The organism is Pseudonocardia kujensis, from assembly GCF_021283305.1.
In the GTDB taxonomy this organism is placed as follows: Bacteria; Actinomycetota; Actinomycetes; order Mycobacteriales; family Pseudonocardiaceae; genus Pseudonocardia; species Pseudonocardia kujensis.
Map to the genome: position 1 here is coordinate 43,352 of NZ_JAJSOK010000034.1, position 21,968 is coordinate 65,319.

At 73.6% G+C, this 21,968-nt stretch carries 20 protein-coding genes; 10 read left to right on the forward strand and 10 right to left on the reverse strand.

The annotated features are described in order from the left end of the window. The first annotated feature begins 151 nt into the window (after positions 1–151). The gene (locus tag LWC35_RS22465) at positions 152–1,882 is read left to right on the forward strand and encodes a trypsin-like peptidase domain-containing protein (RefSeq protein ID WP_232872177.1); all 1,731 of its coding nucleotides are present in this window, start codon (positions 152–154) and stop codon (positions 1,880–1,882) included. Between the two features lie 159 nt (positions 1,883–2,041). Then, complete coding sequence (locus LWC35_RS22470; protein ID WP_232872178.1) at positions 2,042–2,602, forward strand: dihydrofolate reductase family protein; 561 nt, start codon at positions 2,042–2,044, stop codon at positions 2,600–2,602. Positions 2,603–2,632: 30 nt separating this feature from the next. Here LWC35_RS22470 and LWC35_RS22475 read toward each other — a convergent pair whose 3' ends face one another. Both LWC35_RS22475 and LWC35_RS22480 read right to left on the reverse strand, forming a co-directional pair. Continuing rightward, on the reverse strand, positions 2,633–3,988 hold the full coding sequence (locus LWC35_RS22475; protein WP_232872179.1) for an MFS transporter: 1,356 nt from the start codon (positions 3,986–3,988) through the stop codon (positions 2,633–2,635). 159 nt (positions 3,989–4,147) lie between these two features. Further along, positions 4,148–4,765, reverse strand: a complete 618-nt coding sequence (locus LWC35_RS22480) for a TetR/AcrR family transcriptional regulator (RefSeq protein WP_232872180.1) — start codon at positions 4,763–4,765, stop codon at positions 4,148–4,150. A gap of 153 nt (positions 4,766–4,918) precedes the next feature. On the opposite strand from LWC35_RS22480, the gene LWC35_RS22485 reads away from it, so the two are divergent. The 6 genes from LWC35_RS22485 to LWC35_RS22510 are packed head-to-tail and all read left to right on the forward strand — an operon-like array spanning position 4,919 to position 10,256. Next, positions 4,919–5,812, forward strand: a complete 894-nt coding sequence (locus LWC35_RS22485) for a hotdog family protein (RefSeq protein ID WP_232872182.1) — start codon at positions 4,919–4,921, stop codon at positions 5,810–5,812. Continuing rightward, complete coding sequence (locus LWC35_RS22490; RefSeq protein ID WP_232872184.1) at positions 5,809–6,636, forward strand: alpha/beta fold hydrolase; 828 nt, start codon at positions 5,809–5,811, stop codon at positions 6,634–6,636. The genes LWC35_RS22485 and LWC35_RS22490 overlap by 4 nt, the downstream gene beginning before the upstream one ends. Then, on the forward strand, positions 6,633–8,264 hold the full coding sequence (locus tag LWC35_RS22495) for an AMP-binding protein (RefSeq protein ID WP_232872185.1): 1,632 nt from the start codon (positions 6,633–6,635) through the stop codon (positions 8,262–8,264). Before LWC35_RS22490 ends, LWC35_RS22495 begins: the two co-directional genes overlap by 4 nt. Continuing rightward, positions 8,261–8,755: a thiolase family protein gene (locus tag LWC35_RS22500; RefSeq protein ID WP_232872187.1), complete on the forward strand. Its 495-nt coding sequence runs from the start codon at positions 8,261–8,263 to the stop codon at positions 8,753–8,755. Before LWC35_RS22495 ends, LWC35_RS22500 begins: the two co-directional genes overlap by 4 nt. Beyond that, positions 8,650–9,102: an NAD(P)H-dependent oxidoreductase gene (locus tag LWC35_RS22505; protein ID WP_232872188.1), complete on the forward strand. Its 453-nt coding sequence runs from the start codon at positions 8,650–8,652 to the stop codon at positions 9,100–9,102. Before LWC35_RS22500 ends, LWC35_RS22505 begins: the two co-directional genes overlap by 106 nt. Further along, on the forward strand, positions 9,099–10,256 hold the full coding sequence (locus tag LWC35_RS22510; RefSeq protein WP_232872189.1) for an acyl-CoA dehydrogenase family protein: 1,158 nt from the start codon (positions 9,099–9,101) through the stop codon (positions 10,254–10,256). The genes LWC35_RS22505 and LWC35_RS22510 overlap by 4 nt, the downstream gene beginning before the upstream one ends. A 228-nt stretch (positions 10,257–10,484) precedes the next feature. Here LWC35_RS22510 and LWC35_RS22515 read toward each other — a convergent pair whose 3' ends face one another. The 4 genes from LWC35_RS22515 to LWC35_RS22530 all read right to left on the reverse strand — a co-directional run bounded on the left by LWC35_RS22515 (position 10,485) and on the right by LWC35_RS22530 (position 14,903). After that, complete coding sequence (locus LWC35_RS22515; RefSeq protein ID WP_232872190.1) at positions 10,485–11,138, reverse strand: class I SAM-dependent methyltransferase; 654 nt, start codon at positions 11,136–11,138, stop codon at positions 10,485–10,487. Positions 11,139–11,284: 146 nt separating this feature from the next. Next, positions 11,285–12,628 (reverse strand): NAD(P)/FAD-dependent oxidoreductase, encoded by a 1,344-nt coding sequence (locus tag LWC35_RS22520; RefSeq protein WP_232872192.1) that lies wholly within the window; start codon positions 12,626–12,628, stop codon positions 11,285–11,287. 188 nt (positions 12,629–12,816) lie between these two features. Beyond that, complete coding sequence (locus tag LWC35_RS22525; RefSeq protein WP_232872215.1) at positions 12,817–13,470, reverse strand: response regulator transcription factor; 654 nt, start codon at positions 13,468–13,470, stop codon at positions 12,817–12,819. Between the two features lie 164 nt (positions 13,471–13,634). Then, complete coding sequence (locus LWC35_RS22530; protein ID WP_232872194.1) at positions 13,635–14,903, reverse strand: glycosyltransferase family 2 protein; 1,269 nt, start codon at positions 14,901–14,903, stop codon at positions 13,635–13,637. A 217-nt stretch (positions 14,904–15,120) separates the two neighbouring features. Here LWC35_RS22530 and LWC35_RS22535 point away from each other — a divergent pair, with 217 nt between their 5' ends. Further along, positions 15,121–16,419, forward strand: coding sequence for a competence/damage-inducible protein A (locus LWC35_RS22535; protein WP_232872195.1), 1,299 nt, complete (start codon positions 15,121–15,123; stop codon positions 16,417–16,419). 299 nt (positions 16,420–16,718) lie between these two features. Here the strand turns inward: LWC35_RS22535 and LWC35_RS22540 are convergent, their stop codons facing one another. Then, positions 16,719–17,321: a superoxide dismutase gene (locus LWC35_RS22540; protein WP_232872196.1), complete on the reverse strand. Its 603-nt coding sequence runs from the start codon at positions 17,319–17,321 to the stop codon at positions 16,719–16,721. Between the two features lie 331 nt (positions 17,322–17,652). On the opposite strand from LWC35_RS22540, the gene LWC35_RS22545 reads away from it, so the two are divergent. Further along, entirely contained in the window at positions 17,653–18,822 is a 1,170-nt protein-coding gene (locus LWC35_RS22545) for an FIST signal transduction protein (RefSeq protein WP_232872198.1), read from the forward strand. Positions 18,823–19,060: 238 nt separating this feature from the next. Here LWC35_RS22545 and LWC35_RS22550 read toward each other — a convergent pair whose 3' ends face one another. The 3 genes from LWC35_RS22550 to LWC35_RS22560 all read right to left on the reverse strand — a co-directional run bounded on the left by LWC35_RS22550 (position 19,061) and on the right by LWC35_RS22560 (position 21,960). Then, positions 19,061–19,837, reverse strand: a complete 777-nt coding sequence (locus LWC35_RS22550; protein WP_232872199.1) for a hypothetical protein — start codon at positions 19,835–19,837, stop codon at positions 19,061–19,063. A gap of 241 nt (positions 19,838–20,078) precedes the next feature. Further along, positions 20,079–21,212, reverse strand: coding sequence for an epoxide hydrolase family protein (locus tag LWC35_RS22555; protein WP_232872201.1), 1,134 nt, complete (start codon positions 21,210–21,212; stop codon positions 20,079–20,081). Positions 21,213–21,216: 4 nt separating this feature from the next. Beyond that, positions 21,217–21,960 (reverse strand): SDR family NAD(P)-dependent oxidoreductase, encoded by a 744-nt coding sequence (locus LWC35_RS22560; protein ID WP_232872202.1) that lies wholly within the window; start codon positions 21,958–21,960, stop codon positions 21,217–21,219. Positions 21,961–21,968 lie beyond the last annotated feature (8 nt).

Below are 21,968 nucleotides of genomic sequence, written 5' to 3' on the forward strand. Positions count from 1 at the left end.
CTGGCCCCACCCCTCTTCACGGGTTGAACCCCTCGTGACCCCGGGGCCTGCGGCGGGACAGTTCTCCTCGTCAACGACGGGCCGCGCAGCCGCCGGCTCCGGGCGAGGGCCGACGGGCCCAGAGCCGCCCCACCCGAGAGGACCACACCCCATGACCGGCACCATCGCCCGAGCCGCCGCCGCCGTCGCCGTCGCCGCCTCGGTCACCCTCGCCACCGCGGGCACGGCCCTGGCCGCCGAACCCGGTGCCCCGCCCGGACCCGGGACGTCGCCCCCGCAGGCCACGCCGACCGAGAAGGCCGCCGCCGAGGTCCGCCCGGCGATCGTCTACCTCACCGAGACCTTCACCGCCTACGTCGGCGACGGCACCGGCCTGTACTACAACAACGGCCAGCCGCTCACGCTCAACGCCACCTGCACCGGCTTCGGCGTGAACCCGCAGGGCTACGTCGCGACGGCGGGCCACTGCGTGGACACCACCAGCCCCGACGGCATCCGCGCGGACTTCATCCAGATGGTCGCGCAGGACATCGCCGCCAAGACGCCCGGCGTGACCGTGCAGGACGCCATGACCTACGGCATGGCCAACTGGACCGTGGAGGGCCAGGCCAAGGGCTCGCCGATCGACGCGCAGTACTCGGCCGTGATCGGCTCGGGCACCGGCAGCGGCGCCAAGGGCGAGGTCGTGCCGGCCCGGCTCGTCGACTTCCGCCCGCCCAGCCAGGGCGACGTCGCGCTGCTGAAGATCGAGAGCTCCGACCTGCCGACGGTGCAGCTCGGCTCGGACGCCGACACCGCCATCGGCACCCCGGTGCTGTCGATCGGCTACCCGGCCGCGGCCGACGCCGTCACCGACACGACGCTGGAGCCGTCCAACAAGGACGGCCAGATCAGCACCAAGCGCACCATGGGCAGCGTCCCGTACTACGAGACCTCCGCGTCGCTGTCGCCGGGCATGAGCGGCGGTCCGACGGTGGACATGGACGGCGACGTCCTGGGCATCAACAGCGCCCACCTGCCCAACGACCAGGCCTTCAACTTCATCGCCCCGGCCAGCGGGCTGACCGAGCTGCTGGCCCGCAACGGCGTGCAGAACCGGCTGGGCCCCAACGACGCCCTCTACCGCGACGCGCTCGCGAACTACTGGGCCGGCCGCTACACCGACGCCATCGCCGGCTTCGAGCGGCTGCTGCTCGTCGACCCCGGACACGGGCAGGCACAGCAGTTCAAGACCGAGGCCGCGAAGGCCAAGGAGCGCTTCGGCGACACCCCGGTCGCCCCACCCGCGGAGCAGGGCGGCACCGGCTTCCTCGGCCTCGCCCCGTGGATGTTCTGGACGATCGTCGGTGGTGCCGCCGCGCTCCTCGTCGGCGGGATCGCGCTGCTGGTGGTGCTGCTGCGCCGGCGCAAGGGCCGCGGCGAGGCCGCCGTGGCCGACATCCCGGCCCCGCGGGACCCGCGCTTCGACGACCCTACGAACCGGGCGCCGCAGGCCCCGCGCATGCCGCAGGCGCCCTGGGGGAGCACGCCGGTGCAGCCCGTGCAGCCTCCGCAGGGCCCGGCCTGGCAGCAGCCCCGGCCCGCCGCGCCGGCCGGTCTCGCCGACGGCCCGACCGCGGTCGTCACCCCGGCCGACATCATGGCCTCGCAGCGCCCCGCCCCGGCCGGCCCGTTCCTGAGCCCCGGCGCGGCGCCGACCGCCTCGCAACCCCCCACGGCGCCGCCGGCGCCGTCCGCCCCACCGGTCAACGGATCGGGTGAGGAGGCCGCCGCGCCCACCGCCGTGGTCTCGATCCCGAAGGCCGGGAGCTGCCCGAACTGCGGCTCGACCGTCACGCCCGGCGCGGTCTTCTGCGCCACCTGCGGGACCCGCCAGAGCTGACCCGCAGCACCGACTCGTGGGGCCGGTCCGGAACTCCGGGCCGGCCCTTCGGCCGTTCTCGAAGATTTTTCCGCAGAAGTGTCATGAACGCCGGCACTGCTCCGACCACCTGGCGAGCGGCGCCCGCGGAAGGGCGCCACCGACGCGGGAGGAACCGCCGTGCGCAACCTGATCCACTTCGTCCACACCTCGATCGACGGCCGCATCCAGGGGCCGAACGGGGAGTTCGACTGGCCCGAGATGGGCCCGGAGCTGTCCGCCTACTCCCTCGAGATGAACGACGCGCTCGACACCCTGGTCTTCGGCCGTCGCGTCTGGGAGATGATGGCGGCGTACTGGCCGACCGCGGACCAGGTCTCCGACGACGCGCACAGCCGGGCCTACGCGCCGCGGTGGCGGGCCACGGACAAGGTCGTCGTGTCCCGCACCCTCGAGCGGGTCGACGTCGAGCGCACCACCCTGATCCGCGACGACGTGCTCGCCGAGATCGCCGCGCTGAAGGAGCGCCCGGGCAAGGACATCGTCCTGATGGGCGGGGCGGCCCTCGCGGGTTCGCTCGCCGCGGCGGGACTGATCGACGAGGTGCGCGTCTGCGTGCACCCGGTCGTCCTGGGCGGACCGCACCAGCTGCTGGCCTCGGGTGGCCGGCTGGCCTTCGACTTCGTCGGCACCCGGGTCTTCGACGGCCGGGTCGTGGAGTCGACCTACCGCGCGCGGTGACCGTCGACCGCCCCCCCGCGGGTCCGCTACTCAGTCGTGAACCACTTGGCGTGCTTCCTCCGCCTCGGAGGTCATGTAGAGATCCCGGCGGAAGCGCTCCTTGATGGTCGCGACGGCCACGAACGTCACGGCCGCCGTGCCGATGATGTAAAGGGCTACGGACCAGGAGCTCCCCGACGCTGCGAGGAGTGCGGTCATGATGAACGGCGCCAGGCCACCCGCGAAGACGGAAGCGAACTGGTAGCCGAGGGAGGCGCCCGAGTAGCGGACGTCGGCAGGGAACATCTCGGCGTACAGCGTGGCCTGGGGGCCGTACATCGTGGCGTGGATGGTGAACCCGACGAGCAGGGCGAGGAAGACGAGCGGCACGGAACCGGTGTCGATCAGCCAGAACATCGGGAAGGCCCAGATCCCCATCAGCACGGTGCCCGTGAGATAGAGCTTCTTGCGGCTACCCATCCGGTCTGTGAGCGCGCCGAAGAGGGGCATCGAGACGACCTGGGTCAGCCCGGCGCCCATCACGCACCACAGGATCGCCGAGCGGGACATGCCGACCTGGCTGGTCGCATAGTTCAGCATGCCGCTGATCAGGATGTAGAAGGTCGCGTTGACGACGAAGAAGGCGCCCGCGGCCTGAAGGATCTCCCGCCAGTAGTGCCGGAGGGCCTGCACCAGCGGCGCCTTGCGCAGCCCCGCCTCCCGCTTGGACTGCGCGGACTGCTGCTGCAGCTCCCGGAAGACCGGGGTGTCCTCGATCTTGAGCTGCACGTAGGTGCCGATCAGGACGAGCAGCAGCCCGGAGAGGAACGGGACGCGCCAGCCCCAGCTGGTGAACTGCTCCTCGGAAAGCGTCGTGGTCAGCAGGAGGAAGAACAGGTTGCCCGCGACCGCGCCGGCGATGGCGCCGGTCTGGACGAGCGAGCCGTAGAAGCCGCGCTTCTCGACGGGGGCGTGCTCGGTGAGCAGCAGTGCGGCGCCACCCCACTGGGCGCCGACACCGAGCCCCTGCACCAGGCGGACGACCACGAGCAGGATCGGCGCCCAGATGCCGATGGCGTCATAGCCGGGGAGGATCCCGATCGCGAACGTCGCGCCGCCCATGAGCAGCATGGCCGCGACCAGGGGGGGTTTGCGGCCGAAGCGGTCACCGACGTGGCCGGCGATGATTCCGCCGAGCGGTCGGGCGACGAACCCGACGGCGAACGTCGCGAACGAGGCGAGGGTGCCGGCGACCGGGCTGACCGAGGGGAAGAACTGGTGCCCGAACACCAGGGCCGCGGCCGTGGCGTAGATGAGGAAGTCGAACCACTCGAGCGCGGTGGCGAAGACCGCCGCGGCGGCCAGCCTCCCCATCCGCTTCGGCGGAACGTGCACGTGCTGGTCCATCCGAGTCCACCTCCAGGCCGCATCGGCGCGGCCGTGTGATGTCGGGGGCCGGGGCCGTCGACATGGGTACGAACGATCGTTCGCAGAACCTAGCGACTTCGGTCATAGAGGACAAGGTCCGATCGTCGTCGGTCCTCGACGAGCGCCCGCGGGACGGGCTCAGCGGGCGAGCGGGGCCTCGAGCAGGGCCAGGGCGAAGCGCGCGTACTGCTCGGCGAGCTGGCCGCGGCCGAGCGGGCCGTCCGGCCGGTACCAGGTCGCGATCGCGGCGACGGTGCTCAGGATCGCGCGCGCCGCGTCGCCGGCGTAGGGCGTGCGGAACGTGCCGTCGGCGCTGCCCTGGGCGACGATCTGCTCGAACGTCGCCTGGGTGGCGTCCCGGTCCTCGACCAGGGCCGCGCGGTCCTCCGGATCCAGGTAGCGGAGCTCGTTCGTCGCGACCAGGGTCGCGGTCCGGTGGTCGACGACGAACCCGACGTGTGCGCGGACCGCCTCGCGCAGCCGGGAGGGGGCGTCGTCCCCGGCGAGCTCGACGGCGGCCAGGATGCGGCCCCGCAGCTCGGCGTTGGCGTGGCGCAGCGCCGCGGCCAGCAGCTTCGACTTCGACGGGAAGTAGTTGTAGAGGTTCGACAGGCTGGTGTCGGCACCGCGCGCGACGTCCCGCATCGAGGCGCCGTTGAAGCCCTGGGTGCCGAACGCCTGGATCGCGGCGTTGAGGATCGCGGCCTCGTTCCGCCGTCCCGTGTCGGCGACGAGGGCACCAGAACGAGTGTTCATGTTGTCCACGGTAGCGCACCGAGCGTTCCCCGGTTCGGGCTTGACATGCTGGCGGACGGAATGATTCGGTGAGTTACGCAAGAACGTTCGTTCGTGTGGCGTGGGCCACCGGCGCCGCGCAGGTCGTGGCGGGCTCGTCGGAGAGGACGGTCAATGGGCAGCAGCACCACCGAGGCCTCCCGGGAGGCTGCGGCCTCCGGGGAGCGGGCGGAGGCGCCCTACTTCGAGGACTTCGAGGTGGGGCGGGTGTACACGGGTCCCGCGCGGACGTTCTCCGCGGCGGTGGTGGCCGCCTTCGCCGAGGTCAGCGGCGACGAGGCCGCGCTGCACACCGAGCGCGGACCGTCCGCGGACGGCCGTCCGCTCGTGCACGGCCCCTTGGGCCTGGCCGGATTCTTCGGTTGGCACCACGACCGCGGCCTCTCGGTGAACGTCGAGGCCGCCTTCGACACGCACTGGGACTTCGTGGCCCCGATCCACGTGGGGGACTCCGTCACCTACGAGATGACGGTGACCCGCACGCGTCGCACGTCGGCACTGCGCAACGGCGTCGTCGGCAGGCACGTGGTGGTACGCAACCAGCACGGCGAGATCGTGCAGGTGGGCCGAACCGCCGCGCTGGTCACGGCGCGCGAGGTCGTGGACGATCGCGCCGCCCGGCTCGGCCGGGCCTTCCCCTCCACGCAGTGGGCGCAGGCGCTGGCGGCGCGGCTCGCCGACTCGGCCGCGTTCACCCGCGCGACCGGGACCTGGGACGGCACCATCGGCCTCCGCTTCGGCGGGGACCTGGTGGTCTTCCGCGTGTACAAGGGGCGGGTGCTCGAGGCCGGGACCCGGACCCCGGACGGGCCGACGTTCGTGGTCTCCGCCCCGGATGTCGTGTGGGCGGGACTGCTCACCGGCCCGCAGAACGACTTCACCAAGCGGACCATGCGCGACGAGTTCGAGGTCGAGGGCAGCGCCTACGAGTACCTCCGGCTGACCTCGGCGATCGTCGCACTGGTCGAGGAGGCCCGGGCCTTCGCCCGGGCGGAGGGGACACGATGAGGGCCGACTACGTCGAGGTGGGTGGGACCCGCTCGTTCGTGCTGGAGGAGGGCGAGGGACAGCCCGTGCTGTGCCTGCACACCGCAGGTCAGAGCGGGGTCCAGTGGCGCGAGGTCCAGCCGCGGCTCGCGGAGCTGGGCTACCGGGTGGTGGTCCCGGACCTGCCCGGACACGGCCGCTCGGAACCCGCCCTCGGAGGCCCGGTGCGCGACCTCGAGGTCTACGCCCGGTGGTGCGAGGAGCTCATGGACCGGCTCGCGATGGACCGGCCCTTCGTCGTCGGCTGCTCCATCGGCGGCGCGATCACGCTGCAGCTCGCGGTGCGCCGCGGTGAGCGCCTGGCCGGGGCCGTCGCGATGGCGGCGCACGGCGGCACCGACTCCACGATGCTGACCGTGCGCGGGCTGGAGCGCGAGCTGGTCGACTCGGCCGCGCCGAGCCGCTCGGACCGGACCTACTTCGGGACGCTCGCCGTCGTCGGGCGGCGGGTGCCCGCCGAGCGGGCGGAGCTGATCGCCCGGATGCACCGCCGCGAGGACCCCGAGATCTCCAACAGCGACCTCATCGGCTGGGCCACCCACGACGTGCTGGCGAAGCTCGACGGCGTGGCCTGCCCGACCCACCTCGTCGTCGGGGACGACGACCTGTGGCTCGACCCCGCGGACGTCCGGCGCGCCGCCGACCTCATCCCGGGCTCCCGTTACACCCTGCTGGAGGGAATCGGGCACTACCCGATGGAGGAGCTCGAGGGCTTCGCCGACGTCCTGCACGGCTGGCTGGGCGAGCTGAACGGCCGCGACGGCCGGGATCGGGGCGCCGCATGAGCACCCTGGCCGATCTGCTGGCCGACACCGCCGTCGCCGCGCCGGAGAGCACCGCCCTGATCGACGGTGGGCCCGAGCCGCACCGCGTCACCCGGGCGGAGCTGGTCGCGCGCGTCCTGACGCTGCGCGAGGACCTGCGTGCCCACGGCGTTGGCGAGGGCGACTGCGTGGGCGTGTGGTTGCCGAACTGGTCCGAGTCGCTGGTGGTGCAGTTCGCCGCAGCCGCGCTCGGCGCCCACGTCATCGGCATCAACACCCGCTACGGCGTGGCCGACGTCGCGCACGTTCTCGACCGGGCCCGCCCGCGGGTCGTGATGATCGCGCACGACTTCCTCGGCCTGGACCTGCGCGCACGACTGCGCGACGCGGTCGCCGAGGCGGATGCGCCGGCACCCGCCGTCGCCGTCGTGACCGGCCCCGGCCGTCCGCCCGCGGACGAGGCCGCCGCTGCGACCTACGACGTCGGCGCTGGCGCCTGGGTGCCCACCCCGCCGTCGGGTGCGGCCGATCCGGAGGCCCTGCGCGGCACGTCGGACGCCCTGGCCGTGGCGTTCACGACCTCCGGCTCGACCGGCATGCCGAAGCTCGCCGCCCACCTCGGCAGCGCCGTGGCCACCCACGCACGGAACGTCGCAGCCGCGGGCGGTTGGGACGCGGAGTCGGTCAGCCTGGTCGTGCTGCCGCTGTCCGGGGTCTTCGGGTACGTCCCGGCCCTCACCGCGATCGCCGCGGGCGGGGCGGCGCTACTGGAGCCGACGTTCGACGACGGGCTGGTCGTACGGCACATGGCCGAGTTCGGGGTGACGCACCTGGCCAGCGCGGACGACGTCGCCGGGCGGCTGATGGAGAGCCACCGCGCCCACGGCGGCGATCTGTCGCGTTGGCGCCGCATGCTCCTCGGAGACTTCTACGGCAAGTCGATCCGGGTCGCGGAGTGGGCCGAGAAGGAGACGGACACCCCGACCATGGGCATCTTCGGGTCCAGCGAGCTTTTCGCCCTGACGTCGTTCTGGCTCGAGCACGACCCGGCGCCCGCGCGCTGGCGGGCGGGTGGTCGACCCGTGTCCACGGAGATCGAGGTGCGGGCCGTCGACCCGGTCACGGGCGGACCGGCGCCCGAGGGTGAGCCCGGTGAGCTGCAGTTCCGCGGCTACAACGTCGTCGACGCCTACCTCGGCGACACCGACGGTGCCCTCCGCGCGCGCTCGTTCACCGCGGACGGCTGGTTCCGCTCCGGCGACCTGGGAACGGTCCGCCCGGACGGCGCGTTCGACTACGCGGGCCGGATGGGCGACTCGATCCGGCTGCGCGGCTTCCTGGTGGAGCCCGCCGAGATCGAGGTCCGGCTGGCCGAGCACCCGAGCGTGGCGCGGACCAAGGTCGTCGGCGTCACGGTGGCCGACGACACGAAGGCCGTCGCGTTCGTCGAGGCCGTGCCGGGCGCCGACCCGGACCCGGCCGAGCTGCGGGCCTGGTGTGCCCGGACCCTGGCGAAGTTCAAGGTGCCCGACTCGGTGCACCTCGTCGAGGAGATGCCGACCACCGTCGGCACCAACGGTTCCAAGATCAAGGCCGCCGCGCTGCGTGAGCTCGCGGTGCAGCTGTACGCCACGGAGGTCACCCGGTGAGTACCCGCAGCATGTCCGACGTCGTCGTCTGCGACCCGGTGCGCACGCCGGTCGGCGTCGACGGCGGGGTGTTCGCCACCCTGACCGCCGCGGACCTGGCCACCCAGGCCCTGCAGGGCCTGATCGCCCGCACCGGGCTGGGCGAGGGCGACGTCGACGACGTCGTGCTCGGCTACTGCTACCCGACGAGCGAGGCGCCCGCGATCGGCCGGGTCGCCGCACTGAACGCGGGGCTCGGCATCGGCGTGGCCGGCATGCAGCTCGACCGCCGCTGCGGCTCCGGGCTGCAGGCCGTCCTGCAGGCGGCGCTGACCGTAGGACAGGGCTGGGCGGACCTGGTCGTCGCCGGCGGCGTCGAGGCGATGAGCCAGGCCGAGTACTACGCGTGTTCCTCAAGGGCTTCGCCTACGGCGTCACCGACCCCGACCACCCCGGCCGGACGCTGCGCTACGGCGAGGGCCCGCTCGCGGGCAAGCGGGCCCTCGTGGTGACCACCGTCGGGGGGCGGGGCCCGGACCTCGGACCCCGCGGCGTCCACGGGGACCTCGACGAGCTGCTCTTCCCCCTCCAGCACGGCACGCTGTTCTACGTCGGCTACGAGGTCCTGCCGCCCGTCGTCGTCGCGGGCGCGAACCGGGTGTCGGACGACGAGTTCGCGACCGCCGCGAAGGAGCTGCGCGAGCGGGTGCTCGCGATCTCGAGCACGGCCCCGATCCCGTTCCGCACGCAGAACGGCGGGGACTACGACGACGACCTCGTCCTGCGCGACCACGTCGCCCCCGGCCGGGCCGGGCTCGGCGTCCACCTGCGCGATCGATCCATGGAGACGGACAGATGACCCGACCGTTCCTCACCGAGGACCGCCTGGCGATCCAGGCGATGGCCCGCGACTTCGCGATGAAGGAGGTCCTGCCCGTCGCCAACGAGCTCGACCCCGAGCACGGCGAGATCCCGATGGCCCTGCGGGAGAAGATGGCCGAGCTGGGCTTCTTCGGCATCCTCATCCCGGAGGAGTACGGCGGGCTCGGCCTGGGGCTGTCCGAGTACGCGATCATCGTCGAGGAGCTGGCCCGCGCCTGGATGAGCGTGGCCAGCCTGATCGCCCGCGGGCAGCAGTTCACCGCCGGCTTCGACGCCGACCAACGTGCCCGCTACCTGCCCGCCATGGCGCGGGGCGAGTTCCTCAGCGCGTTCGCGCTGTCCGAGGCCGAGGCAGGGTCCGACGTCGCCAACCTGAGCTGCCGCGCCGTCCCGGACGGCGAGGGCTGGCGGATCACCGGCCAGAAGATGTGGTGCACCTTCGCCGACGGCTCGGACTACCTGCAGGTCTTCGCGCGGACCGAGCCCGCCGACCCGGCGCACCGCTCGCGCGGGGTGACCTGCTTCCTCATGCCGAAGGAGCGGGGCACCCTGCCCGAGGGCGTCACCGGCACCCCGGTCCGCAAGATCGGCTACCACGGCTGGAAGACCTGGGAGCTCGCCTTCGACGGCGCCTACGCGAGCGAGATCGTCGGCGAGCCGGGCAAGGGTTTCCGCATCGCCATGGGTGACCTCGACACCGCCCGCATCCACACCGCGGCCCGCGCGATCGGGCTGGCCCGCGGGGCGCTGGAGGACTCGATCTCCTACGTCGGTGAGCGGGTCCAGTTCGGGCGCCCGATCGGTGCCAACCAGGGGCTGCGCTTCAAGATCGCCGACATGGCGGCGCAGGTCGAGGCTGCGCGGGCACTGATGTACCAGGTGTGTACCGCGGTGGACGCCGGGCAGCCCAGCCCGACGCAGGCCTCGATGGTCAAGCTCGTGGCCTCCGAGATGGCCGAGCGGGTGACCAGCGAGGGTCTGCAGATCCACGGCGGCGCCGGCTACACCACCGACTTCCCGGCGGAACGCTACTGGCGGGACGCCCGGCTCACCAAGATCTTCGAAGGGACCTCCGAGATCCAGATGCGCATCATCTCCGACGCCCTGCTGGGGCGCGCCGACCGTACCTGAGACACCGCCCCGTCGCTGTCACGTGCACCGCCCAGGTTCTCGAGACGGCCCGGGTAGGGCCAGGACATCGCAGTCGTCGACCGGCTGCGCAGCGAAGGTGTTTCACGAGACGACCGGCGGTGGTGAACCTCGCCTGCGAAGAGGTCACTCCGTCGTCCATGGGCACTGCCCCGGCCCGCTTGTCGACGATCCGAGAGTCCGACGATGCCTCGTCGCCGACGGCCTCTTCTAGGAGGCCCGCGCGTCCGGCCGGTCCACCGCGGCGGGGCGCGGCCGGCGGGCGACGAGCAGCACCGCTGGCGGGAGGTTGCGCCAGACGACCGGCATCGTCTCCACCTCGGTGAACCGCGCGTCGAAGGCCCGTCGCAGGTCGCGAGCCCGGTTGGGCAGCGCGGTGCGGGTGAGCACGGCGGTCGCCATCCCCTCGGGCGTGAGCGCGGCGGCGATCGCGTCGAGCACCGCGTCGCGCCGGTGCCCGGGCAGCAGCGTCCACGGCAGCGACGTGACGACGGCCTCGGCGCGCGCGATCCCCGCCTCGGCGAGCAGCGCCGGGAGGCGCTCGGCGTCGCCCTGCCGGACGTCGACGCCGGGCAGGCGGGCGGCGAGGCGCGCGGCCAGCACCTCGTCCAGCTCGATCGCCAGCAGCCGCGACCCTGCGGGGAGCCGCTCGTGGATGCGCTCGGTGAGGGCGCCCGTGCCCGCCCCGAGCTCGACGACGGTCGGTGTGCCCGAGTCCGGCAGCAGGCCCGCGAGCTGCGCGGCGAGCAGGCGGCCGGACGGCGCCGGGGACCCGAACAGGTGCGGGCGGCGGACCGCGCGGCACAGGAAGGCCCAGCCGGAGCGGTGGTCGGGGACACGGCCGGACGTGATCCGCGAGGTCATGCGCGGACCGTGCACCATGCGGCGCGTTCCCGCAGCGCGGAACACGAAACGATCAACTGTTCCGCCACGACGTGTGCCTCCCGGACGGGCGGGCACGTCGACGGGGCACCCCCGCTCGGATCGGCCTCGAGCGGTCTTGCGGGACGTCAGGCCGCTGCCGGCATCCGCTCGACCGCCGTGCCGCCGGTCAGGGTGATCAGCCGGTGCGCGCGGTTGCGGGCGTGGCGCAGCGAGCGGAGCCAGTCGTAGAGCGTGCCCAGCCGGTTGCCCCAACCGACCAGGAACATGACGTGCACGTAGCGCCAGAGCAGGTAGGCCGGATACCCGGTGAGCGTGACGCCGCGTATCTGGGCCACCGCCTTTCGGGCGCCGATCGTGGCCATGCTGCCCTTGTCGACGTACCGGAACGGGGCGGGTGTGCTCGTGTCGCCGCGCACCCGGTCCGCGATCCGCCTGCCCACGTAGGTGCCCTGCTGCATCGCCACCTGCGCCACGCCGGGCAGCCGGTCCGCCGAGGTGACCATGTCGCCGATCGCGTAGACGCCCTCCGCGCCGGGGAGGCTGCAGTCGGGGTGCACGGCCACCCGGCCCGCGCGGTCGGTCGGGGCGCCGGTGGCCTCGGCGAGCATCGCGGCCAGCGGCGACGCCTGCACCCCGGCCGCCCAGATCTTGGTGCGCGCGACGATCCGCTCCTCGCCCGCCGGGCCGCGCACCACGATGGACTCGGAGTCCATGTCCGTGGCGGCGGTGTTCAGGCGGACCTCGACGCCCATCTCCTCGAGGCGGCGCCGCGTGTACTCCTGCAGCTTCGGCGCGAACGGGGCCAGTACCGACGGGCCCGCGTCCAGCAGGACGATCCTCGCCCGCCGGGTGTCGATCGAGCGGTAGTCCTCGGGGAGCACGTGCCGCGCGAGCTCGGCCAGCTGACCGGTGATCTCGACGCCGGTCGGCCCCGCCCCGACCACGACGAACGTCAGGTGGGCCTTGCGCTCCTCCTCGTCGGCGGCGAGTTCGGCCAGCTCGTAGGCGCCCAGGATGTGGCTGCGCAGCCTGCGTGCGTCCTCGATGGTCTTCATGCCGGGCGCGAACCGCGCCCACTGCGGGTGCCCGAAGTAGGCGTGCGTGGCCCCGCCCGCGACGACGAGGTGGTCGTAGGGCAGCTCGAGCGTCCCCTCGGCGGGGGTGGCGGCGCGGACCACCTTGCGTTCCGTGTCGATGCCGTGGACCTCGGCGAGCAGCGTGCGGACGTTGCGCTCCTTCCGCATCACCCGGCGGAGCGCCGGCGCGATGAGGCCGGGCGGGAGGATCCCGGCCGCGACCTGGTAGAGCAGCGGCTGGAAGAGATGGTGGTTGGCGCGGTCGACGAGCGTCACGTCGACGTCGGCGCGGGCGAGCGCCTTCGCGGCCCGGACCCCACCGAACCCGCCGCCGATCACGACGACCTGGGGGCGCCGGCCCTTTTCCGCACGCCCGAGAGCCGTGTTGTGCATCGGTCTGTCTCCCCTTCGTGGCGCCTGGTCCCCACGTGGCCGCCGGTCCCGCCTGTCGGCGGCGGCCGCTCGTCGGAGGCTGACGGGAGAAGGATGCTCGTGGGGCGGCTCGCAGCCGATCCCGCTTCCCCTACGGCCCGCAGGGGCGTTCCCGCCGGATCCGGTGGGGCTGGCCCCTCGGGGTGCGGTCAGCTGTTCTGCAGGTACACCAGCACCGCGGAGACCCGGCGGTTGAGGTCGCGCTCCTCGGACAGCCCGAGCTTGGAGAAGATCGAGTTGGTGTGCTTCTCGATCGCCCGCTCGGACAGCACGAGCGCGGCGGCGATCGAGGCGTTGCTCTTGCCCTGCGCCATCTCGCCCAGGACCTCGAGCTCGCGCGGGGTGAGCGCGTCGAGCTCCGACGGCTTCGCGCGCTGGGCCGCGACCAGTCCTTCGATCACGGTCGGGTCGATCACCGAACCGCCCTCGGCGACCCGGCGCACCGCCTCGGCCAGCTCGTCGCCGTCGGCCACCCGCTCCTTGAGCAGGTAGCCGCGCCGGGCGGTGCCGTCGGCGAGCAGGGTCAGCGCGTACTGCGCCTCGGCGTACTGCGACAGCAGGATCACGCCGGTCCCCGGCTTGCGCACGCGCAGGTCGGCGGCCAGGGAGAGGCCCTCGTCGGAGTGCGCCGGGGGCATCCGGATGTCGGTGACCACGACGTCCGGGTCGTGTTCGTCGACGAGCGCCGTCAGCGTCGGCAGGTCGGGAGCCGCGCCGACGAGCGAGAGGTCCTCGGTGCCGTCGATCAGGCGCACCAGTCCGTGCCGGAGCAGGGCGTTGTCCTCGGCCAGGACCACTCGGATCTTCACGCGCCCAGCGTAGAGGGAGGTCCGCGCGGTGGGGGGTGTGCTGACCACACCGTTGCCGGGCGGTGACCACCTCCGCGGACGCAGGCCGACACGGGCGCCCCGGCAGTGGGTGAGCGGTGTCCGCGACCGCGGAGAGCCGCCGGGTCCCGGTGCGGGACTCAGTGCAGGCCGAGCACGGCCTCGCGGGGGCGCTCCGTGCGAACCGGCGGCACGGCGTCGAGCACGAGCGGCGGCACCTGTCCGCCGGCCCGCATCGCCCGCCGCCGGGAGCGCAGGTACAGCCAGGGCCCGGAGAGCAGCGCCCGGTGCCGGCGGCCGGAGCCCGGCGCGGCGGCCTCGGTGCCGCCGGTCACCCCGGCGTCGCGGTCGGCGATCGCGCCCAGCCGGCGCACGGCCGCCGGGACCCGGCGCAGCGCGGCCGCCCGCCCGCGCGGCGAGAGCGCGACCTTCGTCAGGAACCCGGCCAGGCCGACGGCGTACCCCTCGACCTGCTCCTGCAGTCCGGCCAGGTCGCTGCGGTGGTGGTGGCGCACCCAGGCGGCGGGCTCGTAGGCGAGCACGTGCCCGGCGAGCACGAGCCGCACCAGGAACTCGCAGTCCTCGCCGCTGCGGGTGGGGGAGCCGGGACCGAACGCCTCGTCGAACCCGCCGATCCCGCGCGCGACGTCGGCGAGCACGGCCAGGTTCGCGCCGATGCCCAGCAGACCCGGCGAGAAGGGGAAGATCGCCGAGTCGGCGGGCGGCGCGGCCAGCGAGAAGGTGCGCGGGCGGAAGCCCTTGGCCCAGCCCAGCGAGGCGTCGGCGACGCGCTCCTGCTCGGTGTCGAGGCGGGCGGCCAGCACCGGACCGCTCACGCAGACGACCTCGGGGTCGGCGGCGAACGCGCCGGCCAGCCGGCGGGCCCACGCGGTGTCGACCTCGGTGTCGTCGTCGGTGAAGGCGACGAGCCGGGTCCGGGCCTCGGCCAGCCCGCGGTTGCGGCCGGCGGACGTGCCGCGGCGCGGTTCGCGCAGGTAGCGGACGCGGGAATCGCCGAGCTGCGCGACGACCCGCTCGGTCGCGTCGTCGACCGGGTCGTTGTCGACCACGAGCACGGTCACGGCGGGGTGGTCGCCGGCCAGCACCGCGCGCACGGCGCGCCCCAGGCTCTCGGCGCGCCCACGGGTGGGGATCACGACGGTGATCGGCTCGACGGAGCTCGGCACCGGACGCGGCGCCGGGACGGCCCCGAGCTGCGTGCGGACCGCCTCGGCCACGGTCACGGCGTCGGCCACGCCCGCGCGCAGCGGCACGGTCACCTGCCCCACGGCGTCGCCGTCGGTGGTCACCAGCAGCCGCGCCGCGGTGTAGCGGGGGGCGACGTGCAGGCCCGCCACGTCGTCGACGTCGGTCTCGCCGACCCACGTGGGTCCGTGCTCGTCGGTCATCTCGCGTCCCTTCCGTCCCGGCCCGGCACCCGGCGCTCGGGTGTCCCGGGAGGGACGACCCCGAGTCTCCGCACGCACGCTGTGACCACCCTGAGAACGACCACATCCCCAGGTCGGTGACGTCCTCACGGGTGCACCACGGGGTGGTTTGCCCCATCACGATCACGCTCCGTGTCGGTCTCCGATGGACATGCTCGGGGCGGGGTAGGGTCCTTGCGTGGGTGAGGGATCAAGGGTCCGCCGGCCGCGCGCCGGCATCGTCGTGACCGGGAGCGAGCTGCTCACCGGGGCCGTCCGGGACGCGAACGGGCCGTGGGTCGCCCGCGAGCTCGGCGAGCTCGGGTTCGAGGTCGCCCAGGTCGTGCTCGTCGGGGACCGGCCGGAGGACCTGGCCGCCGCGCTGCGCCAGGTGACCGAGGGCGGCGTCGACCTGGTCGTGACCAGCGGCGGTCTCGGCCCGACCGCGGACGACATCACGGTCGAGATCGTCGCGGCGTTCGTGGGGGCCGAGCTGGAGCTCGACACCGCGATGCAGGAGACGATCGGCCGCCGGGTCGCGCGCTGGGCGCGGCGCACCGGGTTCGCCGGGCCCGCCCTCGACGAGGCCACCCGCAAGCAGGCGATGGTGCCGCGCGGCGCCGTCGCGCTGGAGCCGGTGGGGACCGCACCCGGGCTCGTCGTCCGGCGCCCCGACGGGCCGCTGGTCGTGGTCCTGCCCGGGCCGCCCCGCGAGCTGCAGGGGATGTGGCCGGCGGTGCTGTCAGCGGCACCCTTCGCCGAGCTGCTGGCCACCGTGCCGCGGGCCGAGACGCGGTCCCTGCGCTTCTTCAACCTGCCGGAGTCCGAGATCGCCGAGACGCTCCGTGACATCGAGCGGGCGCGGGACCTGTCCGACGTCGAGGTGACCACCTGCCTGCGCCGCTCCGAGCTGGAGGTGGACCTGCACCCGTTGCCCGGGGCCGAGGGGGTCGCCGCCGAGCTGGCCGACGAGCTGGTCGCGCGGCACCGCACGCAGCTGGTCAGCGCGGTCGGCACGACCACGGACGAGCTGCTCGCGGAGGCGCTGCTCGAGCACGGGCTCACCGTCGCGACGGGAGAGTCCTGCACCGGCGGGATGCTGGCCGCGCGGCTGATCGACCGCGCCGGTTCGTCGGACTACGTCGACGGCGGGGTGGTCGCCTACTCGAACGAGGCCAAGACCGCGCTGCTGGGCGTGCCGGCCGAGATGATCGCCGAACACGGGGCGGTGTCGCCCGAGGTGGCCCGCGCGCTGGCCGACGGGGCGCGCGAGAAGTTCGGCGCCTCCATCGGCGTCGGCATCACCGGGGTGGCCGGGCCCGGGGGCGGGACCGAGGCCAAGCCGGTCGGCTACGTCTGCTTCTGCGTCACCACGGCCGACGGGCAGGTCCTCGCCCGCGACCCCGTCCTGCCCGGCTCGCGGGGGGACATCCGGGAGCGCTCCACCGATCTCGCGATGCACCTCCTGCTCCGCGCCGCCGGCGGCCTCCCGCACTGACCCTGCCCCGCCCCACCCGCCGAATCCTCGACCCACCCGCCGCACCTCCCGACTCGCGCTGCCGAATCTCCCGACTCGCGCTGCCGAACCTCCCGACTCGCGGGACTGGGACCCCCGTTTCCGCGAGTCGGCAGTTCTGGTAGCGCGAGTCGGCAGTTTTGGTAGCGCGAGTCGGCAGTTCTGGTAGGGCGAGGCGCGCCCTGGGCCTCTGTGAGTCGCGCTGTGGGCCTGCGCGAGTGGCGCTCCGGGCTTCTGCGAGTCGGGGCCGGGCCCGCGGGCGGCGGGCCCGGCCGGTCCGCTCAGCTCGCGCGGGCCGCGGCGAAGCGCTCCTGCGCGTCCGCCCAGTTCACGACGTTCCACCAGGCCTTCACGTAGTCCGGCTTGACGTTCTTGTACTGCAGGTAGAAGGCGTGCTCCCACATGTCGAGGAGCACGATCGGGACCTGCCCGGCCGGCAGCTGGGACTGCTGGTCGTAGAGCTGGTGCACCAGCAGCCGCTTCCCCAGCCGGTCCCAGCCGAGGATCGCCCAGCCGGAGCCCTGGATCGTCGTCGCGGCCGCGGTGAAGTGGGCCCGGAAGGCGTCGAACGAGCCGAAGTGCTCGTCGAGCGCCGCGGCGAGCTCGCCGTCGGGCTTGTCGCCGCCCTCGGGGGAAAGGTTCTGCCAGAACGCCGAGTGGTTCACGTGCCCGCCGAGGTTGAAGGCGAGCGTCTTCTCCAGGCCGACGATCGCGTCGAAGTTCCCGGCCGCGCGCGCCTCGGCGAGCTTCTCGAGGACGCCGTTGAGCGCGGTCACGTAGGTGTTGTGGTGCTTGGAGTGGTGCAGCTCCATGATCTCCGGCGCGATGTGCGGGGCGAGGGCGCCGTAGTCGTAGGGCAGGTCGGGCAGCGTGTAGTCGGCCACGTGGTGCTCCGTTTCCGTGTCGGGTTCGGTCGGTGCCGACGCTATCCCTTGTTGCAAGTATTTCGCAGAACGAAGACATGTGCGATAAGGTGGTCCGCGTCCGCCCGAGGCGGATGCCCGGCGTAGGTGGTCGTTCTGGCAGCTCGACAGCCCGTGCGCCGCGAGGGGCCGGCGGCACGTGCCGCCGGCCCCTCGCTCGTCCCCGCAGCAACCCCGGCCGGGACCTACCGGTGGGATCCCGTCGAGCCGAACCGCTGGCCGCACCGGCGTTCGCCTGCGACGATGCCCTCCGTCGCCACCGGCGCTCCCCGCGTGGCGGGAAGGGGCCGAGATGGACGACGGCAGGATCTTCGGCGACGGCCTGGCCGTCGGTCCCGATCTCCGCGGTGCCGCGGAGGTCGCGACCGGTGAAGCGCTGTCCGGTTTCGCGGGACGCGCGCCCGACCTGGTGGTGGTCTTCGTCGCCACGGGGCGGGGCGGCGACCCGGACGGGGCGGCCGGCGCCGCGGTGCGCGCCATGGAGATCGCCGGCGCGCGTGCCGCCGTCGGCACGACCGCCCACGGGGTGATCGGCGACGGCCGCGGGGTCGAGCAGGAGCCGTCGGTCTCCGTGTTCGCCGCGGCGCTGCCCGGCGTCGGGCTCGACACGTTCCGGCTCGACGCGCGGCGCAGCTCGGAGGGCATCGTGGTCACGGGCACGCCACCGGCCGCGGCCGCGGCCGCGGCGGAGGCGGCGATCCTGCTCGCCGACCCGTTCTCGTTCCCGGTCGGCGGCTACCTCGCGCGATCCGCCGAGCTGCTCCCCGGCCTGCCGCTGATGGGCGGGCTGGCGAGCGTCGGCGCGGCGCCGGGCGCCAACCGCCTGGTGCTCGACGGCGAGGTGCTCGACGGCGGCGCCGCCGGCGTGCTCATCGGGCGCGGCGCCCGGGTCCGCACCGCGGTGAGCCAGGGCTGCCGCCCGGTCGGCCCGCCGATGATCGTGACCGCGGCGAAGGCGAACCTGCTGTTGGAGCTGGCCGGCGAGCAGGCGTACGCGAAGCTCGGCGCGATCGTGCAGGAGCTGCCCCCGGAGGAGCAGCAGCAGGCGGCGCAGGCGCTGCACCTCGGTGTGGCGATGGACGAGTACGCCGACGAGCACGGCCGCGGCGACTTCCTCATCCGGGGAGTGATGGGCATCGACCCGGAGGCGGGCGCGGTGGCGGTCGGCGACGTCGTCGAGGTCGGGCGGACCGTGCAGTTCCAGGTGCGCGACGCCCTCGGCGCCGGCGAGGACCTCGCCCACCTGCTCGACGACCTCCCGCGGGTCCGCGGCGCGCTGTTGTTCTCGTGCAACGGCCGCGGCACGGGCATGTTCCCCGACGCCGACCACGACCCGGCGATCGTCCGTACGGGCCTGGGCGACGTCCCGGTCGCCGGGTTCTTCGCCGCCGGCGAGATCGGGCCGGTGGGTGGGCGGAACCACCTGCACAGCTTCACGGCCTCGGTACTGGCGTTCGAGTAGCCGGTCGGGGGCGGCCACGCCGGACGGGATGTGGGCGCTCGAACGGGTGTGCGGTCCGCGCGGGAGCGCGTGGCTCGGCCGGCGCCCGAGAAGGACGTCCGGCCGGGCGTGGAACGGGACACCGTTCCACGCCCGCCCGAGCGTGGCCGCGGACCCGCTCCCCGGTGTCCGCGACCCCGCGGCAGGCGTCCCCACGCCGGCCGCGGTGGCAGGGCCGATGGCCCGTGGTCGTGCGCGCTCAGCGGTGCTGGGCGATCCCGGAGTTCGCGCCGTTCTGCGTGACAGCCGTCTGGCGGACGTCGCCGGAGCTGAGGATGCCGCCGACGTTGACCGAGGGATCGAGCTGGAGGTCGAGGCCGATCAGGTCGCCGCCCCGGGCCGCGTACTGGCCGCCGCTGCGCGACGAGCCGTGCCCGCCGCCGTGCCCGCCGTTCTGCACGGTGCCGGAGTTGGCGGAGTTCTCCGTGACGGCGGTCTGGCGGACGTCGCCGGAGTTGAGGATGCCGCCGACGTTGACGGCCGGGTCCACCTGAATTAACGCGCCGACGACGTCCCCGGCCCGGAAGGACTGCTGGCCGCCACTGCCCGGACCACCCCAGCCGCGCGACTGCTCGATGCCGGAGTTCGCCGAGTTCGCCGAACCGGCGACCTGGCGGACGTCGCCCGAGCTCAGGATGCCGCCGAGGTTGAGGGCCGGGTTCACCTGCGCCAGCGCGCCCACCAGGCTCCCGCCCTGGTACGCGACCTGCCCCGCACGACCGGCACCGCCGTGACCGGGCCCGCCGTGCCCCCCGTCGTGGTGACCGCCGTCATGATGACCGCCGTCGTGACCCCCGGAATGCCCGCCCCCGGAGTGCCCGCCGTGCCCACCGTCGGAGTGCCCAGCACCCGCACACCCGTCCGATGCCCCGTGGGCCGGTGCGGCGTTGGCGACACCCGCGCCCCCCAGCGTCAGCGGCAGGCCCAGTGCCCCCGCCGCGACGAGGCGGAGGGCGGTGCTCGTGGTGCGGGACATCGGGTCTCCTTCGTGACGCGCCGCGGAGCCGACCACAGTGGACTCACTGGGCGGACCGCGACCTCGTGGTTCCGGGGATGTGTCCGGGATGGAGTGATCATCCGCAGACGATCACTCCAACGAGGGCCACTCGACAGGGGTGCGGGTGGCGCGAGAAAGGTGATCTCGGTCTCTGAGAGTGAACATTTTGACGCGAGTCACCCGAAAGAGGGCGACCGAGAAGGCGCCACTCCACGCTCCGTCAGCGGACCATCCGGAAGAAGGTCCGCACCTCGTCGACGAAGGTCTCCGGCTGCTCCAGCGACGCGAAGTGCCCGCCCGCCACCGGGTGCGAGAAGTACCGGAGGTCGGTGAACCGGCGTTCCAGCCAGTGCCGCGGCAGCCGGCTCATCTCGTGCGGGAACACCGAGGCGCCGGTCGGGACCTCGACCGTGTCCAGGCGCTGCTTGCGGAAGCTCTCCCAGTACAGCCGCGCGCTGGAGGCCGCGCTCGCGGTGAGCCAGTAGATCATCACGTTGTCCAGCAGGCGGTCCCGCGAGATCACGTTCTCGGGGTCGCCGGCGCAGTCCGTCCAGTCCCAGAACTTCTCGACGATCCAGCACGCCTGGCCGACGGGGGAGTCCGTGAGCCCGTAGCCGAGCGTCTGCGGCCGGGTGGACTGCTCGGCCGAGTAGCCCGTGCCGGTGACCTTGAAGCGCTTCGCGAACATCAGCGCGTCCTTCTCCTCGGCGGAGAGGGTCCGGCGCTCCTCCTGGGGTGGGGGCTCCGCCAGCGGCATCGTGAGGTGGATGCCGACGAGCGCCTCGGGGATCCCGGTGCCCAGCGCGGCCGTGATCATCGAACCCCAGTCGCCGCCCTGCGCGCCGTACCGGTCGTAGCCGAGGCGGTCCATCAGCTGCGCCCACGCGGTCGCGATCCGCTCGACGCCCCACCCGGACACCGAGGGCTTGCCGCTGAACCCGAAGCCGGGCAACGAGGGGATGACGACGTGGAAGGCGTCGGCCGGGTCCTCCGGCTTGGTCAGCGCGTCGATCAGCCCGACGTACTCGATCACCGAGCCGGGCCAGCCGTGCGAGAGGATCAGCGGCAGCGCGTTCTCGTGGGGGGACCGGACGTGCAGGAAGTGCACCTCGACGGCGTCGTCGCCGCCGCCGTCGAGGCCGGTCGTGTACTGCGGGTACGAGTTCAGCTCGGTCTCGCAGCGCCGCCAGTCGTACTCGTCGGCCCAGTACGCGACGAGCTCCTTCGCGTAGTCGAGCGGCACACCCTGGGTCCAGCCGCCGACCGTCGCCGGCTCCGGCCAGCGGGTGCGGCGGAGCCGCTCGCGCAGGTCGTCGAGGTCGGTCTCGGGGACGTCGATGCGGAAGTCGCGCACGGCCCTACAGTTGCACGCCGCGGGTGAGGGCGCCGTCGGCCACCAGGTTGGTCCCGCTGATCCGGCTCGCGCGCGGGCTGGCGAGCATGACGACGGCGTAGGCCGTCTCCTCGGGCGTCCCCATCCGGCCCGTGGGGTTCAGCGCCATCGCCTCTGCGAAGAACTCCGGTTGTGTGCGCTCGATGTTCTGCCAGACGCCGCCGTCGAAGTAGACGTTGCCGGGGGAGACGGTGTTGGCGCGGATGCCCCTGGCCGCGAGGTCGAACGCGAGCCCGGACATGTAGTGCACGATCGCGGCCTTCATCACCCCGTAGGAGCCGCCCGCGAAGTCGGCCTCCCGCCCGGAGACGCTCGACACCGCGACGACCGCCGGCACGTCGCTCTTCTCGAGGTAGGGCATCGCCGCCTCGACCATCCGCACGGTGTGCATGAGGTCGATCTCGAACGAGTTCTTCCAGTTCTCCTCGCCGGGCCCGATGGCCAGGGCGCTCACGTTGGCGACCACGACGTCGATGCCGCCGGCCTCGCCCTCGTCGCGCACCCAGGCGGCGAGCGCGTCGGCGTCGGCGACGTCGAGCGCGCGCCCGGACGCGCCGGTCGCCTCGGCCTTGGCCTTGACCTCCTCGGCGTTGCGGGCGCAGAAGGCGACGGTCGCCCCCTCTGCCACCAGCAGGTCGACGACGGCCCCGCCGATGCCCCTGGTGCCGCCGGTGACGAGCACCTTCCGACCGGTGAGCTGCAGGTCCACGTGTCTCT

What these genes read in the sequence shown, in the direction of transcription:
- LWC35_RS22550 (WP_232872199.1), bottom strand. Translation starts at nt 19,837, where the DNA reads ATGTCCCGCACCACGAGCACCGCCCTCCGCCTCGTCGCGGCGGGGGCA.
- LWC35_RS22520 (WP_232872192.1), bottom strand. Translation starts at nt 12,628, where the DNA reads ATGCACAACACGGCTCTCGGGCGTGCGGAAAAGGGCCGGCGCCCCCAG.
- LWC35_RS22490 (WP_232872184.1), top strand. Translation starts at nt 5,809, where the DNA reads ATGAGGGCCGACTACGTCGAGGTGGGTGGGACCCGCTCGTTCGTGCTG.
- LWC35_RS22545 (WP_232872198.1), top strand. Translation starts at nt 17,653, where the DNA reads ATGGACGACGGCAGGATCTTCGGCGACGGCCTGGCCGTCGGTCCCGAT.
- LWC35_RS22465 (WP_232872177.1), top strand. Translation starts at nt 152, where the DNA reads ATGACCGGCACCATCGCCCGAGCCGCCGCCGCCGTCGCCGTCGCCGCC.
- LWC35_RS22475 (WP_232872179.1), bottom strand. Translation starts at nt 3,988, where the DNA reads ATGGACCAGCACGTGCACGTTCCGCCGAAGCGGATGGGGAGGCTGGCC.
- LWC35_RS22480 (WP_232872180.1), bottom strand. Translation starts at nt 4,765, where the DNA reads ATGAACACTCGTTCTGGTGCCCTCGTCGCCGACACGGGACGGCGGAAC.
- LWC35_RS22510 (WP_232872189.1), top strand. Translation starts at nt 9,099, where the DNA reads ATGACCCGACCGTTCCTCACCGAGGACCGCCTGGCGATCCAGGCGATG.
- LWC35_RS22530 (WP_232872194.1), bottom strand. Translation starts at nt 14,903, where the DNA reads ATGACCGACGAGCACGGACCCACGTGGGTCGGCGAGACCGACGTCGAC.
- LWC35_RS22485 (WP_232872182.1), top strand. Translation starts at nt 4,919, where the DNA reads ATGGGCAGCAGCACCACCGAGGCCTCCCGGGAGGCTGCGGCCTCCGGG.
- LWC35_RS22495 (WP_232872185.1), top strand. Translation starts at nt 6,633, where the DNA reads ATGAGCACCCTGGCCGATCTGCTGGCCGACACCGCCGTCGCCGCGCCG.
- LWC35_RS22515 (WP_232872190.1), bottom strand. Translation starts at nt 11,138, where the DNA reads ATGACCTCGCGGATCACGTCCGGCCGTGTCCCCGACCACCGCTCCGGC.